Origin of the sequence: Bartonella sp. AD13SXNS, from assembly GCF_042196465.1 — a bacterium.
In the GTDB taxonomy this organism is placed as follows: domain Bacteria; phylum Pseudomonadota; class Alphaproteobacteria; order Rhizobiales; family Rhizobiaceae; genus Bartonella.
Genome location: NZ_JBHIQI010000002.1, coordinates 231,725 through 246,869 on the forward strand (window position 1 = coordinate 231,725; position 15,145 = coordinate 246,869).

General features: G+C 35.4%; 11 protein-coding genes. 5 read left to right on the top strand and 6 right to left on the bottom strand.

All coding sequences use genetic code 11. The features are described from left to right. Nucleotides 1-298: 298 nt before the first annotated feature. A complete protein-coding gene (locus ACFIMQ_RS02980; protein WP_375703362.1) occupies nt 299-2,005 on the top strand; it encodes a hypothetical protein in 1,707 nt (568 codons plus the stop codon). 148 nt (nt 2,006-2,153) lie between these two features. Then, nucleotides 2,154-3,515, top strand: a complete 1,362-nt coding sequence (nhaA, locus tag ACFIMQ_RS02985; RefSeq protein WP_375606439.1) for a Na+/H+ antiporter NhaA — start codon at nt 2,154-2,156, stop codon at nt 3,513-3,515. 1,315 nt (nt 3,516-4,830) lie between these two features. On the opposite strand, the gene ACFIMQ_RS02990 is transcribed toward nhaA, so the two are convergent. After that, on the bottom strand, nt 4,831-6,087 hold the full coding sequence (locus tag ACFIMQ_RS02990) for an aspartate kinase (RefSeq protein ID WP_375606440.1): 1,257 nt from the start codon (nt 6,085-6,087) through the stop codon (nt 4,831-4,833). Between the two features lie 189 nt (nt 6,088-6,276). Between ACFIMQ_RS02990 and ubiG the strand changes: the two genes are divergently transcribed. Continuing rightward, on the top strand, nt 6,277-7,020 hold the full coding sequence (gene ubiG / locus ACFIMQ_RS02995; protein WP_375609070.1) for a bifunctional 2-polyprenyl-6-hydroxyphenol methylase/3-demethylubiquinol 3-O-methyltransferase UbiG: 744 nt from the start codon (nt 6,277-6,279) through the stop codon (nt 7,018-7,020). A gap of 17 nt (nt 7,021-7,037) precedes the next feature. Here the strand turns inward: ubiG and grxC are convergent, their stop codons facing one another. Both grxC and ACFIMQ_RS03005 read right to left on the bottom strand, forming a co-directional pair. Then, nucleotides 7,038-7,295, bottom strand: coding sequence for a glutaredoxin 3 (gene grxC, locus ACFIMQ_RS03000; RefSeq protein ID WP_375606442.1), 258 nt, complete (start codon nt 7,293-7,295; stop codon nt 7,038-7,040). A gap of 46 nt (nt 7,296-7,341) precedes the next feature. Continuing rightward, nucleotides 7,342-8,127 carry a ComF family protein gene (locus tag ACFIMQ_RS03005; protein WP_375616350.1) on the bottom strand — a complete coding sequence of 262 codons (786 nt, stop codon included), beginning with the start codon at nt 8,125-8,127 and terminating at the stop codon, nt 7,342-7,344. A 197-nt stretch (nt 8,128-8,324) separates the two neighbouring features. Between ACFIMQ_RS03005 and ACFIMQ_RS03010 the strand changes: the two genes are divergently transcribed. Continuing rightward, nucleotides 8,325-9,203, top strand: coding sequence for a methyltransferase (locus tag ACFIMQ_RS03010; protein WP_375616351.1), 879 nt, complete (start codon nt 8,325-8,327; stop codon nt 9,201-9,203). A 7-nt stretch (nt 9,204-9,210) separates the two neighbouring features. On the opposite strand, the gene ACFIMQ_RS03015 is transcribed toward ACFIMQ_RS03010, so the two are convergent. The 3 genes from ACFIMQ_RS03015 to ACFIMQ_RS03025 form a co-directional block, all read right to left on the bottom strand. Continuing rightward, nucleotides 9,211-10,566 (bottom strand): L-cystine transporter, encoded by a 1,356-nt coding sequence (locus ACFIMQ_RS03015; protein ID WP_375616352.1) that lies wholly within the window; start codon nt 10,564-10,566, stop codon nt 9,211-9,213. A gap of 1,968 nt (nt 10,567-12,534) precedes the next feature. Then, nucleotides 12,535-13,908, bottom strand: a complete 1,374-nt coding sequence (locus tag ACFIMQ_RS03020; protein WP_375703363.1) for a glutamate--cysteine ligase — start codon at nt 13,906-13,908, stop codon at nt 12,535-12,537. Between the two features lie 68 nt (nt 13,909-13,976). After that, nucleotides 13,977-14,720 carry a 16S rRNA (uracil(1498)-N(3))-methyltransferase gene (locus tag ACFIMQ_RS03025; protein ID WP_375610067.1) on the bottom strand — a complete coding sequence of 248 codons (744 nt, stop codon included), beginning with the start codon at nt 14,718-14,720 and terminating at the stop codon, nt 13,977-13,979. A 235-nt stretch (nt 14,721-14,955) separates the two neighbouring features. Between ACFIMQ_RS03025 and ACFIMQ_RS03030 the strand changes: the two genes are divergently transcribed. Beyond that, entirely contained in the window at nt 14,956-15,099 is a 144-nt protein-coding gene (locus ACFIMQ_RS03030) for a hypothetical protein (protein WP_375606448.1), read from the top strand. Nucleotides 15,100-15,145 lie beyond the last annotated feature (46 nt).

Genomic DNA, 15,145 nt, shown 5'->3' on the forward strand with positions numbered 1-15,145 from the left:
TAAATATTCCTATAAACAGCAGCAAGATAAAAGCAGACATAGGAATATTTTAAGATAATTTAAAGTGATAAAAATTATGATGTGCATAAACTTACCTCTCCTTATTATGTGTGATTTTCTATAAAGTGCTGAATCCAAAGAAATTTGATAAAATTTGATAAAGCTATATTGCTAAAAAGATAAGAATACCTCTAATATAGAGCATAGATGACTGTTGAAACTGGTACACGCTATATTTTAACCTTTGTCGTTGCTTAAAAAGAGTTTATCTTCACTCTCAATTTAACGAGTGATAAAAATGAAAGAAGAAAAAATGGTCAATCTTAATAGTGGGTATCAAAGTCACCTAAGATATTGGCTTACTTGCATTATTGGATTTATTGCTATCTTGGCAATTATAATGGTTGGTGGATTTTATATCGCAAAACCCTATCTTGACAATTTTGTAAGGCAAAAGATAACCCGTCACGCCATAAAAGCAGAAACATCTGAAGTGAGCATCTTAGGTAAAGTCAATTTGAAAAATGTTACATTACCCGTTCCAGCCGGTACATCACTTAACATTGGTGCCATTTCTGCCCGTCCTCCTCTTTCCTTTATTCCTGGAACTTTCACACTCTATAATGTTGATTTAAAGCATAATAATATTCATGTGCAAATTCCTAAAATCTCTCTTAGGAGTGTATTCTTAAAAGAAAAAGATAGAACACTCTCATCACATCTTTTACAAACAATGATGCGTATTGAGCTTTCCTCAATTATTGCTCCCAATATACAACTTTCTATAGAAAATAAAAATAAGCAAACAGAAACGGTTGAAGTCAATAATTTCCAGCTTTCTGATTTTAGAAATGGCCATATCCGTTCAGTTAGTATCAAAAATATGGATCTTAAAACAGTTGCAGTCAATGGTGCCAAACAGATGCAGCTTATGGCTAAAAGTGATACAATAAAAGCCCATGATATCGACATCAACTACGCCTATTCTATCATCTTTGGAAAAAATAATACTCTCAATCAAGGTAAAACCGTTACTGGTCCCATTTCTCTGAATAATATAAGCATTGATATTTTTGAAGAAGCAGAAAAAAACAGCTCTTTCTTTCTCCAACAGTTTAAAACATCTGGTTTAAAGATGAAGCCACTTGAACAAACTCCTGAAAAATTGATCAAAGCTTATCTTAATGCAAGAAAAGAGAATAATAAAACCGCTGAAAAAATAGCACAAAATGGTCTACTTCTAAACATATTGCTCGCCATTACCTCAGCCGATGCCAAAGTTGATAACGTCACCGTTGATATACCACAGTTGAAAGCAACACTCGAATCATTCCAATTCAAACCAAGCTTGTGGAAACAACCTATCCCTAAAAAACTTTTTCTTTCCCTCAATAACCTTTCCGTTTTACCTAAAAAAATGAATGAAAAAGACTTAGAACTCTTCAAAAATTTGAACTTTGAGCGCTTTAACATTTCAGGAAAAATTGATATTTCTTATGATGAAAAAAAACGTATGCTCTTTCTTAATGCAATGTCTTTCGATATGAAAGACGTCGGATCTGGGTACATATCAGCCAAGGTTATTGATGTTGATGAAAAGCTTTTTTCTGGTCAGAAAAATGTAATGATTGCTGCTTCTCAAGACCTTGGCATCAATGAAATTGATATACAATATAAGGATGCAGGTTTCATTGATAAGCTTTTTTCTTATCTTGCGCAAACTCTTAATGACAGCAAACATGATCTTAAAAAGGAACTCTATGACGATTTCTATCTAATGATGACGCAGACCCCTAACATTCTATTAAAAAATCATGACGAAGCAGAAAAAATTTCAAAATCCTTAGGTGAATTTGCTAAAAATCCGCAAACATTGAGTGTTAAAATTAAAGCAAAAGATAATAAAGGGCTCACAATAATTGATCTCGAATCTGCTTTACAAAATGATCTATCCAAGGCTTTAAGCAAAGTAGATCTCACTATTAAAAATGAAGCATCGCCTTGAACATTTTGTGCTTTAAACATGATGATCTTGTCTATAAATTAAGAACTTTATTCCTCTTTTTGCTTTTATATGATACAGAAGGCTTCACACAGAGTCATTTACATAAGAGAATATAGAATCATAAAATTGTCGATACTTGGAGTTGTTCATGTCTGATTTATCTTCAAATCGCTTGCCTAATCGCGCTTCTCGTGTCACCAATCAAGCGCTTTCTGCTATCGAGCGTTTTCTCCATATTGAAGCTCTTAGTGGTATTGTTCTTTTATTAGCTGCTGCTTCTGCACTCATTTTTGCCAATTCTAAATATGCTGATCTCTATGAATCTTTTTGGCATACACCTCTTGGTTTTAATTTGGGGCATTTCACTCTTTCATGGGATTTGCATTTTTGGGTTAATGATGCCCTTATGACTATTTTCTTTCTCGTTGCAGGAATGGAAATCCGACGCGAGATTCATGAAGGTGCTCTTGCCGATTTTAAACAAGCAATCTTACCAATTGTTGCTGCAATAGGGGGCGTTTGTTTCCCTGCAATTATTTATTTTATCTTCAACTTTAATGATGGGCATATACATGGTTGGGCCGTACCAACAGCAACAGACATTGCCTTTGCTCTCGGTATTCTTGCTCTTCTTGGAAAAAAAATTCCTTCTAATCTTCATATCATTCTTCTATCACTCGCAATTATTGATGATATTATCGCTGTTCTTATTATTGCTTTTTTCTACTCAACAAACATTGATCTTAGTGGTTTAATGATTGCAGGAGCAGGTATTGCTCTAGTGCTATTCTTTCAATGGATTGGACTTGCATCAGCATGGCTTTACATTTTACCTGGTGCAATCATCTGGTGGGGTTTAATGGTAACAGGCGTTCATCCATCACTTGCTGGTGTAATTTTAGGGATGATGACTCCCGTTTTTCCTACTCGGACTCTTGTAGCGCCACTCACCACGCTCAGCAATGCTATGCAAATTCTTCAAGAAAAAAATATTAAAACAGATCTCCATCATATTTCAACCGCATTGAAAAAAATGCGCAAAGGACAGCGTGCCATAATTGCTCCAGTAACCCGTGTTCAGAAAGCATTGCATCCATGGGTTGCATACGGTGTAATGCCGATTTTTGCCTTCGCAAATGCAGGAGTAAGTTTTGCAAACTTTGACCTTTCTTCCGATAAATCATTCTTGATTGTTCTTGGTGTTGTTATTGGGCTTTTCATCGGTAAGCCGCTTGGCATTATCACCGCCAGTTATCTAGCTGTAAAATCAGGTCTATGCCGCCTCCCTCCTCATATGACATGGACAGGTATTTTACTCATTGGTTTTTTAGCAGGAATTGGCTTTACAATGTCTATCTTTGTTTCAATGCTTGCTTTTAAAAATATTATCCTTCTTGATGCTGCAAAAATTGGAGTACTTTGTGGCTCTGGTTTATCTGCTCTTATCGGTCTAGGATATGGATTTATTTATATTAAGCGCAATAAAGACGTTGCTCATAGTTCCCAATAAACTAACTAAAAATAGACTTTTATACGAGCTTTTTAAAAAGTGATTCTATTCATTTGTTGGATTTGGACAATATTGAACGTAAAAGCCGTTGTTTTACCTCATTTTTACATCTATGAAGATGTAAACTGACATCATCATACTATTCCAACCTCTCATATTGCAAAAACTCTTGACACTTGAGAGAATTCATAAGAGACGTTTTTATTCCTTTCTTCAATAAAGTTTACTCACATACCAGTCCCACTTGTAGCGTACACAGAAATAATTTTAATTGATTTAATATAAAGGAATCTGTGATAAGAGAAGCGATCTTTCGTCAAAGCTATTATCCACTATGAAGAAACAATGAATTCCTATTATAAATCAATATGTTATATTTAATTATAACGAAAAAATAAGAAAAAGAAATTTTAACACATTTTTCTTCCTCATTGATAAATGAGCAGAAGATTTATTCTCTTTGTAACTATCCCCTCCACTGATAAATTTTAATGAAGAAAATAAGAAACAATAATTAATAGCAATGTAAATAATATATCTTCATTTGAAGCTATCATTAAGATCTTGGCTACTCAATGCACATGAATAAGGTATATTGAGTTAATCAACACAAAATACCTTTCTCACCATAACTGTGTGTATAAAAATCATAAAGAGTTGTTTCAAACACCTTAACTCCATCATCACAATTCTTACAAGCTGCTGTTTTTATAATAAAGTATATAGACGTTAATTTATTGAAATAATATAAGTTTTTTTACTGCCCTTTATAGCCCCAACAGTTCTCCCATCCTCACCTATCACTTATAACGTCAACATAGCAAGCAGACCCAATAATTAGTTAAGTAATCCCGTAGCTCATTTTTCCAAAAAATCCATCTTTTCGTTACTGACTTTATTGTCGGTATTATCAACAGCTTTAATCCTAGCCTTCTTTAAAAAACATATTATTTTTTGGGCAAATATATTTTTAAGGATCATTTGTCGTCTTATCGCTCGGGTAAGAAAGCAAAATACCGGAAGGTTTCCTTATTTCAAAGCAAAAGTTGCACAATATTGGAAACTGAAAATAGCCTTAGTGCGGCTCGCTTTCTCCTTTATAAGCGTAAAGATGAGTATTAATTTTTACCTTTACGACTTCATAGTCTCCCAGAGTTAAACTGTCTTCCCGTTTTCAAGATTACGAATAAGTTTAAAATGAGAGCATTTTGCTGTATTGAATAGTTCTCATTTAAGTTCAAAATATAAGTTATTCTTAATAAAAATTATTAATATATATTGATGTCACTGAAACTTTATTGGAGCTAAAAAATGCTCACCCCTTATCAAGAGCATAAACAGCATGTAATGTTCTAACCGCAAGTTCAGTGTAAGCACTATCAATCAAAATAGAAATTTTAATTTCTGAGGTCGTGATTGCTTGAATATTAATACCCTTTTCAGCCAAAGCCTTAAAAGCTGTAGCAGCAACCCCTGCATGGCTGCGCATTCCAATACCAATCACAGAAACCTTGGCAAGATCGCTTTCAAATTGGAGAACATCAAATCCAATTTCTTTACGATTTTTCTCAAGAAGTGCAACGGCTTTTTCTACATCTGCTGATGGTACAGTAAAAGTCATATCAGTTTTTGAGCCATCTTCAGAAATATTTTGCACAATCATATCAACATTAATGCGCTCTTCAGCCAAGGGGCCAAAAATTGCTGCCGAAATCCCTGGACGATCGGCAAGCCGACGAAGGGAAATTTGTGCTTCATCCTTAGCAAAAGCAATACCAGTAACATTTTGTTGTTCCACAATTTCATCCTCATCGCAAATAAGTGTTCCAGAAGAACTCATTGGATCCTCCATGCCTAAAGCATCAGGATCCTCAAAACTTGAACGCACAAAGGTACGAACCTTATGAACCATTGCCAATTCAACAGAACGAACCTGTAAAACTTTTGCACCAAGAGAAGCCATTTCCAGCATCTCTTCAAAAGCTACCTTTGGTAAACGACGCGCTTTCGGTTCTATACGTGGATCCGTTGTATAAACACCATCCACATCCGTATAAATATCACAGCGATCAGCTTGTACAGCCGCTGCTATAGCAACAGCACTTGTATCTGATCCCCCACGTCCTAAGGTAGAAATTCGATTATCCGGAGTTACTCCCTGAAAACCAGCAATAACAGCAACCTGACCTTCCTGAAAACGCTCTATTAAAAAAGATCCATCAATATCAGTAATACGTGCACGGCCATGCGCATTGTCTGTATGAATAGGAATTTGCCAACCAAGCCATGAACGTGCATTCACGCCCATTGTTTGAAGTGTCAAAGCCAACAAACCAGAAGTAACCTGTTCACCAGCAGCAACCACAACATCATATTCACGAACATCTCTATGTATAGGCGAAGCATCACACGTCCACTGAACAAGTTCATTGGTTTTACCAGCCATTGCAGATACGACAACGGCAACCTCATTACCTGCATCAACCTCTCTTTTGACATGCCGTGCAACATTATGAATACATTCAATGTTTGCTACAGATGTTCCACCAAATTTCATGACAATGCGCGCCATTAATAATACTCTATCTTTACATCTCTTATCTCAAACGGTAATGAGAATAAGATGCTCTATCAACTAATCATTTACTCGACATAGCGAATATCTATCATTTGTGCAAGTTTCATTATGATTATATTAATTTCTCTTGACTTTTTATAAAATCTACTTGACGTGATCATTAAAAAATAAAAGGAAAGCAAAATGATAGATAAAACGCGGACAACTATTGATCAAAGTGAAATTGATCACTTTTCACGTATTGCTACAGAATGGTGGAATCCACAAGGAAAATTTCGACCTCTTCACCAATTTAACCCAACACGCCTTGCTTACATCAGAGAAAAAATCTGTTTAGAGTTTAATCGTGATCCTGTTTCACTTACACCCTTTGAGAATTTGAAAATTCTTGATATTGGCTGTGGAGGAGGCTTGTTATGTGAACCAATGGCACGTCTTGGCGCTATGGTCGTAGGCGTTGATGCTTCACAAACGAATATTGAAGTCGCAAAAATTCATGCAACCCAAAATGATCTTTTAATTGATTACCGTACCACTACGGCAGAAGCACTCGCCAACGAAGGAGAGAAATTTGATATCATCCTTAATATGGAAGTTGTTGAACATGTCGCTGACGTTAATCTCTTCATAGAAGCTACAGCAAAAATGCTGAAACCACAAGGGTTGATGTTTGTCTCGACACTCAACCGCACATGGAAAGCATGGGGGCTTGCTATTGTAGGCGCTGAATATATCCTACGTTGGCTTCCTAAAGGAACACATGATTATAAAAAATTCCTAAAACCTCTAGAACTTAAAAATTTCTTATCACAAAACGCTCTAGCTGTCATTGATGAGATAGGTATTACTTATAACCCATTAAACGACAGCTGGAATCGCTCAAAAGACATGGACGTTAACTACCTCCTTCTTGCAAAACGGTCTTAAGGATATCTCATTTACAACTATTGTATGCCTTGTAATAAAGAATTGAGCTTTCCCTCAGCCTCTAAAGCATAAAGATCATCACAACCGCCAACGTGATAATCACCTATAAAAATTTGCGGAAATGTATTACGTCCATTTGCGCGCTGTACCATTTCTTGGCGACGGGATGTAGAAGCATCAATATCTGTATATTTTACGCCTTTTTTATCAAGTAAATCACGAGCTTTTATGCAATAAGGACAACCGGGGCGTGTATAAATTATTATCTCTTTCATAATAGTTTCCTCCAATATTTTTTATAATATTCACTTCAAGTTTCTCTTAAGAAGAGGGATAAATAGAATCTTCTTTGAGGACACGCGAAAATGTTAGCACATCAACCTGTCGTGCACCTGCATCTTTTAATGCAGAGGCTGCTGCCGTAACTGTTGCACCCGTTGTAAAAACATCATCAATCAGTAAAACAGAACATCCTTTAAGGTATTTTTTAACCTTATGCGAAACCTTAAAAGCATTTTTTACGTTAAGTTTTCTCTCTCTTGAAGAAAGACTAACCTGCGGACGGGTATGCCGACAACGAACAAGCCACCCCGGTTTTAAAAGCTTTTTTTGTGATTCTGCAATATAACGTGCAAGCTCAGCAGATTGATTATAACGCCTCTCCCAAAAACGACGAAAATGCAATGGAATGGGGATAATAACATCACAATCATCAATAACTTCGCGTCCAGCAAACATCATCCACTTGGCCATAAATGATGCCAATTCTATATGATCACCATATTTTAAACGCGTTACTAAAGTTCGTGCAAGCCCCTTATGAACAATGACCGAGCGAACACGTGAAAAAGGATAAGAATTACGAAGTGCTTCACCACTGAGAAACCCCTCCCCCATATCACAAACAAAAGGAGTCCCCATAACAGGACAATAAGGTTTTGTGATAAATTGAAGTTCTTTCCAACATTCAGAGCAAATCGTACCATAAGTAGAAACATTTTGCTTACATCCAGGACAAATTGGGGGATAAAGCATTGTTTTCAAGCGTTCAATGCACTTACTTAGTATGTCTGCGCTATTTAACGCCGCTTCTCGAAAGTACAACATTATAAATCTAGGTTTTTACAAGTTTTCTCGCAGAACAAAAGTTCCTTTGTATTTCCTCAATTTATAATTGTAATTCCTTTAAAAACCCTTACCTTTTACAAATTTATTTTTCCTTCACATTATAAACTTGACAGAGCTTGGATAAAAATAAACCTTTTCAAAATATATTCTTTCATAGAGAGAAAGTGTTCTACAATATGTCGCATCCTTTAATTTTTGATCATAACCGCATTGAACAATTCCGCAAACGCGCTTTCCAAAAAGCAAAAAAAGGATATGACTTTTTACTCTCTCACATAGCAGAAGATCTCTATAAACGTCTTAGTACTGTTGATCGCCTCTTTACATTAGCTCTCGATTTACACAGCCATACAGACCTTGCTGCGCAAGCTTTAATGAAGTCTGGAAAAGTTTGTTCCATAGAGCGTATTGAGACCGATACGCTTTATCAAAGCCATGATAAAAAATTTCATTTACGTCATCGAGAATTTCTTGATTTACCTCAAAGTTACTGTGATCTTATTGTTTCACTTCTTTCATTACAATTGACGAATGACACCCCTGGTATTCTAAGCCAGATCAAAAATACCCTTAAACCAGATGGCTTATTTTTGGCTGTTATGACAGGAGCCGGTACACTCAAAGAATTACGTGAAAGCCTCCTACAAGCTGAAATTGAAATTTATGGTGGAGCAAGCCCTAGAATCTATCCTTTTGCTGACATTCGTGATGCAGGCGCTCTTTTACAGCGTGTGGGCTTTGCTCTGCCTGTTGCAGATGTTGAAGATATCACAATACGTTATAATACAATGTTTGACCTTATGCACGATCTTAAAGGGATGGGAATGCAAAATGCGCTTATCAATCGCTCACGGCGCCCTGTATCTAAGCGCTTTTTTCTCCGTGCTGCTGAAATCTATGCACAAAAATTTAGCGATCCTGATGGACGTATTCGTGCACATTTTTCTTTCATCTGGCTCTCTGGTTGGGCCCCTCACCCCAATCAACAAAAACCCCTACAACCTGGTTCAGCGCAAATATCTCTTACGGATGTCTTACAATCTAAAAAAACATAACCTAAAATTATTTTTTTAAAATACTTTTATCCGTTGTTCGTAACATTTGACTGGTAATTGTTCCAGCTACCATTGAATCGCTCACGTTTAGAGCAGTACGTCCCATATCAATTAGCGGTTCAATAGAGATGAGTACAGCAACCAAAGTAACAGGAAATCCCATAATTGGTAAAACAATCAATGCAGCAAAAATAGCCCCTCCCCCCACACCAGCAACACCAATAGAACTCAACGTTACAATCCCAACAAGCGTAGCAATCCAAGTAGGATCAAGAGGATTAATACCCATAGAGGGTGCAATCATGGTCGCAAGCATCGCTGGATAAAGACCAGCACAACCGTTTTGTCCAATTGTTGCCCCAAAAGAAGCTGCAAAACTCGCAATGGATTGCGGGACTCCTATCCACTGCGTTTGCGCTTCAATATTCAAAGGAATACTTGCAGCACTTGAACGACTGCTAAAAGCAAATGTTAAAACCGGTAAAACCTTTTTGAAAAAACGAAAGGGATTAATCCCAGAAATGCCAAGCAGTACACCATGAATACCAAAAATTAAAATAATCCCGACATAAGAGGCAATAATAAAAACCAGTAAATTTAAAATATCTGAAATACGTGATATCGCTCCTACTTTCGTCATAAGAGCAAAAATACCATAAGGCGTCAAAGCAATCACTATACGGACCAACCGCATAATCCAAGCTTGTGCCACTTGAATAAATAAAAGCGCGTTTTCTCCTTTTTCTGGCTCATCTTTCTTTAAAAGAAGAACCGCTGCACCTAAAAATGACGCAAAAATCACAACACTGATAATTGATGTACGTTTAGCTCCACTCAATTCAGCAAATGGATTTTTAGGAATCATAGACAAAATCATCTTTGGTATATTCATATCTCCAAGTTGAGAAATATGACCTTCAAGAATAGCAGAAACATTTGGCCCTTCATGCACCAAACCATTTGCTGTTAATCCAAAGAAATTAACCACAAGCACGCCAACCAATGCTGAAAGAGCCGTTGTAAAAAGCAATATTGAAATTGTTATTATACTCATTTTTCCAACAGCATAAACAGAATGTAAATGAGCAACCGCTGAAACGATAGAGACAAAAACCAGTGGCATAACAATCATTTGTAACAATAAAATATAGCCTTCACCAACAATGTTAAACCATTCAACGGATTTCAATAAAGTGCCTTCACCCTCTCCATAAACAAACTGTAAAATACTTCCAAAAATCAAGCCAAGGATAAGCCCTAGCATAACACGGAGTGAAAGACTCCATTGCATTCTCTTACTTTGAGCAATCCACAATAAAAAAATAACAAATAGAAATAAATTGATAAAAAAATTAAATGTCATTGTCTATGCCCAGTCTATATCCACTATTGTTTATGATTGATGTAAATAACATACATACCTCAAAATCAATGCATGATATTTGAAAGTTAAAGTATAAAACTTACAAGGTTTTTACAAAACCATTATTTTTCAATTTATAGATTAAAAGAGAATTTTTTATCTACTAATAACTGTTTAAAGAAAATAAATAAAATTATTTTCCTATTATTTAAATTTATACTCTCATTAAATAATTTAAAAAGAGAAATATAAACAGCATTCATGGCATCTTAATACTGAATAACTCCAACATATCTTATCACTCTAAATGCCCTTATCACTCTCTTTTGCTATTTGAATTGAAAAGAGCTTTCCAAACAATGGTTAATTAATAATCGAACATTCATGACTTTTCTGAAAAAAACAAGATCAAGCCACTCTTGCCAATTTTATGGACGGCACTTTCAACAATTTTGATCAGCACTTCAAATATAATTATTTTATGGATAACACCTTTTACACATTCTTTCTCTGCTCTCAATGGAAGCTTTTTTGTTTTTCGAAATTCTCTTTATAAACATAAAAATATGCCCTCTCAATAACAAAAAAATCTCAAATGTGAAGACTTCGAAAACCACAATACCTATAAAATGCAATACAACTAATAATATAAAATATTACTCAACACACCCTAAAACACAATGCCAACAAAAATACCATATATCCTGTCGATATAACAAAACTAAGTGATATCAATCGTCATCATAGACGTATTTAATATCGGTCTATTTATTGAAGATAAGGAGTTAAATTACTCATGAAGCGTACCATAACATTTATTGTTGTATCTTCTCTATTGATACTTCTGTTTGCTGTATTAATATCATTTGGATATACTAAAGTGAACGATTTGAATCCGTACAATGAGCGTTATCAGTCAAAACCATAAAGACTTAGAATATCGCGAAAAAAAAGAAATAGCAAAAGAAGTTATAAAAGTCTTTCAAAGTAAGACAGAATCCGTTACATCTGTAGAATATGATAAGGTATGGTTTTAAAAATATTTAATAGAACTACAAATTGAACCTCCACAATTGGATATTTTAAAGCATTACCACACAATACTTGCCTTTTGTGGATGTTTTGCTGTTGTTTGGCAAATAATCCAAAGATGAAGATTTGCTCACTAATCAAATACAATACTCATTTGATTCATTGAGAAAAGATGTTTTCTCGCAAAACTTGCAGCAGACTTTCATGATCTGATGGCTGAATATGGAAAAAAATTTCTAGATTCTCCAACTCTCATTAACCGAAAAGAACAAATTATGCGTCCAGAGAAAATAATAACATGTAATTTCCTTACCCGTTTTAAAAATACAGCTATTGTCTGCATGATGACAGCGTAATTATATCGTATAATGATAAAAAAAGGGTTAAGAATCCTTATAAGATCTGGCTAATAAAAAATGGAAGCAACAAAAAGTTAAGCAGCCCACTCTATAGTTTAGCGAACAAAATAAGTATTTGCAGCTTACCTGTACAACAACTAAATTTTTGTATTTTGTTCCACATAAAAAATACTTCATATTCATATAAACATCGTATATTGAATGATAATAATTTAATATTGGATAAGATTATTAAACACAAATAATATTTTTATTCCTTTATTAAAAAGTGAAAAATATTGTTTTCAGACCTATTCATAAGCGTGATGAGCCAAGCGGATAAAAATATTTGATAACAAGCTAAATATATCTCTTATGATCCATCTCTAGGATAAAGATACAACATTGAGGTTACGGAAATATCGTGACAGTATTAATCTGGATATAAAAATAACAGAGACTAAGAGATCTTTGTATTATATCATTTACGATACAATGTTGAAAGCAAGGGGGAATATTCTTTCTAAGATAAGTGAGTGAATGAGCCACCACAGTGATATGCATTTAAAAAAAAGTACAAAATGTCTTTACCTCAAATTTAATAGGCACATTCTAAAAATAAAGGTTCTACAGACTTATTCCAAATAGAATAATAATAGGACAAAAATTTTTCAGCATCTGTTTGCCCCATTGCAACAACCTCTTCTAAAGGATTAAGAAAATTTGTTTCATCAAAACCATTTGCATCATACTGTTTGCGATTTTTTAGGCCCTTACGTGCAATAGCAAGGGCTTGACGTGCTAATTCTAACAGAATGGTTTGACGAAAAGGAGTTTTTAACCCTTCTTTTGGAACGCGTTGGCGCAACTCTAAAACTTCTTCAAAACACCAATCTTTTGTCAAAGCCTCCGCCTCATTAAGTGCTTCTCTATCATAAAGAAGCCCAACCCAAAAAGCCGACAACGCACAAATGCGCTTCCAAGAACCACAATCCGCTCCTCTCATTTCTAAAAATCTTTTTAAGCGGACTTCAGGAAATAACGTTGATAGGTGATTAATCCAATCTCCCATGTTTGGAATTGAATTTGCAACTTGTCCTTTTAATGCTCCATTCATAAACTGACGAAACGTTATATGTGTACAATCATAATAACGACCATCACGAACAACAAAATACATTGGAACATCAAGGGCCCATTCAACATAATCAGCAAAACCAAAACGCTCAGAAAATATAAAAGGGAGAACGCCTGTCCTCTGATTATCCGTATTACGCCAAATTTCAGAACGCCAAGATAAAAAGCCATTTGGACGTCCTTCTGTAAAAGGTGAACTTGCAAATAATGCGGTCGCAATGGACTGTAACTTCATAGATACTTGCATTTTTTGCCGCATATCACTTTCAGATGAAAAATCAAGGTTAACCTGAACTGTTGATGTGCGATACATCATATTAAGACCATTATACCCCACTTTCGGCATATAATCAGTCATTATCTGATAACGTGACTTAGGCATTTTAGGCGTTTCAGCCAAAGTCCACTTTGGACTAGCTCCAAGACCTAAAAAACCAATTCCTAATGGTTCTGCAATTTTTTTGAGAAGAGTTAAATGCTCCATCAACTCGTGATAAGTATGACCTATTGTTTTTAATGGTGCACCAGATAATTCAAATTGTCCCCCAGGTTCCAAAGAAATAGCCCCCTGATCACCTGATCCTACGAGCCCAATAATATTCCCTTCATCTAAAATAGGTTCCCATCCTAAAGCGCTTTGCATCCCCTTTAAAAGCGCTCGGATTCCTCTCTCACCTTCATAAGGAACAGGAAGAAAACCATCTCTATAAAACGGAAATTTTTCATGTTCTGTACCAATACGCCAATCATCTTCTGGTTTATACCCCCCTTGGAAATAGCTAACCAAGGAATCTAAGTTATAAATTTCACTTTCATCGGTTATATCAAGCGCCATAACTTATCATATCCTATCATCGGTATCATCGTCTTAAATGAATTGTTTAGAATGATTTTAAAGACTTCTCAATCCATTGCCCAATCCCCCACGGTAGCATTAAGAAGAGCCAAAGCAGCAACAGCGGCAGTGTCAGCGCGTAAAATACGCGGACCTAATGATATTGAAACCACAAAAGGATGTTTTTTTAAAAAGCTCCGCTCTTCTTCACTAAACCCACCTTCTGGTCCAATGAGAACACCAGGTGTTGTAACGTCACGCTTTTTAAAAGAAGGTAATGGATTATGCGATTTATGCTCTTCATCACAAAAGAATAAAGGCTGTGTCTCATCCCACTGTGCTAAAAGTTCTGCTAATGATAGAGCAGATACGCATTCAGGAAGAGATAAAATTCCACACTGTTCAGAAGCTTCAATAACGTTGGCTTCCATACGCGCCATATTGATACGCGTAACCTGCGTATGATGCGTTATAACAGGCTGCAAAATCGATACCCCCATTTCAACAGCTTTCTGCACCATATAATCCAACCGCGCGTTTTTGAGTGGAGCAAAGCAATAAATAAGATTGGAATGCGTCGTTTGTAATCTTTCCTGATGGATAAGCTGAACCACAACAAATTTTTTCTTAACAATGATAAGTTTAGCAAGCCACTCACCATCCTGTCCATTAAAAAGTAAAATTTCTGCTCCTTCTTTCATACGCAAAACATGCACAAGATAAAAAGCTTGTGCCCCCTCTATCTTTATTTCTTCATTCAAAGCCAATGTCTGTCGAATGAATAATCTTTTAAGTTTATAATTTATGCGCATAAAAATTTTGCCAATGCTCACTATCGTCATCGAGAAAATGAAGAAAAATATATAGCAAAAAGAAAAAATTATATCTATAGAACTATAATATATTAAAGAATTATAGAGTTTTTTTAGCTTTATGAGATAATAATGGGAACTTATAGATCCTTAAGTGATTCTGCTTTCATAAAAGTTTAAATAATGCACCATTCATCTTTGCATTCAGTCATTGATGCATCCGTGGAGGAAAAATATGTCTGCTAAAAAAGCTACAATTATTACGATTACAACCCTCTTAGCCTTTATTTTGATTACAGTGGGAATTGGTTCTGTTGGAGCAGATGGGAAGCATACAGTTACCAAAGATGGCTATGGTATTTCTTCTGAGATTCAATAAGCACTGACCGACATCCCTTAAAAATTTAGTGTAACAAAATATTGTT

Coding starts and splice junctions, on each gene's coding strand:
- ACFIMQ_RS02980 (WP_375703362.1), top strand. CDS start 299: ATGAAAGAAGAAAAAATGGTCAATCTTAATAGTGGGTATCAAAGTCAC.
- nhaA (WP_375606439.1), top strand. CDS start 2,154: ATGTCTGATTTATCTTCAAATCGCTTGCCTAATCGCGCTTCTCGTGTC.
- ACFIMQ_RS02990 (WP_375606440.1), bottom strand. CDS start 6,087: ATGGCGCGCATTGTCATGAAATTTGGTGGAACATCTGTAGCAAACATT.
- ubiG (WP_375609070.1), top strand. CDS start 6,277: ATGATAGATAAAACGCGGACAACTATTGATCAAAGTGAAATTGATCAC.
- grxC (WP_375606442.1), bottom strand. CDS start 7,295: ATGAAAGAGATAATAATTTATACACGCCCCGGTTGTCCTTATTGCATA.
- ACFIMQ_RS03005 (WP_375616350.1), bottom strand. CDS start 8,127: ATGTTGTACTTTCGAGAAGCGGCGTTAAATAGCGCAGACATACTAAGT.
- ACFIMQ_RS03010 (WP_375616351.1), top strand. CDS start 8,325: ATGTCGCATCCTTTAATTTTTGATCATAACCGCATTGAACAATTCCGC.
- ACFIMQ_RS03015 (WP_375616352.1), bottom strand. CDS start 10,566: ATGACATTTAATTTTTTTATCAATTTATTTCTATTTGTTATTTTTTTA.
- ACFIMQ_RS03020 (WP_375703363.1), bottom strand. CDS start 13,908: ATGGCGCTTGATATAACCGATGAAAGTGAAATTTATAACTTAGATTCC.
- ACFIMQ_RS03025 (WP_375610067.1), bottom strand. CDS start 14,720: ATGCGCATAAATTATAAACTTAAAAGATTATTCATTCGACAGACATTG.
- ACFIMQ_RS03030 (WP_375606448.1), top strand. CDS start 14,956: ATGTCTGCTAAAAAAGCTACAATTATTACGATTACAACCCTCTTAGCC.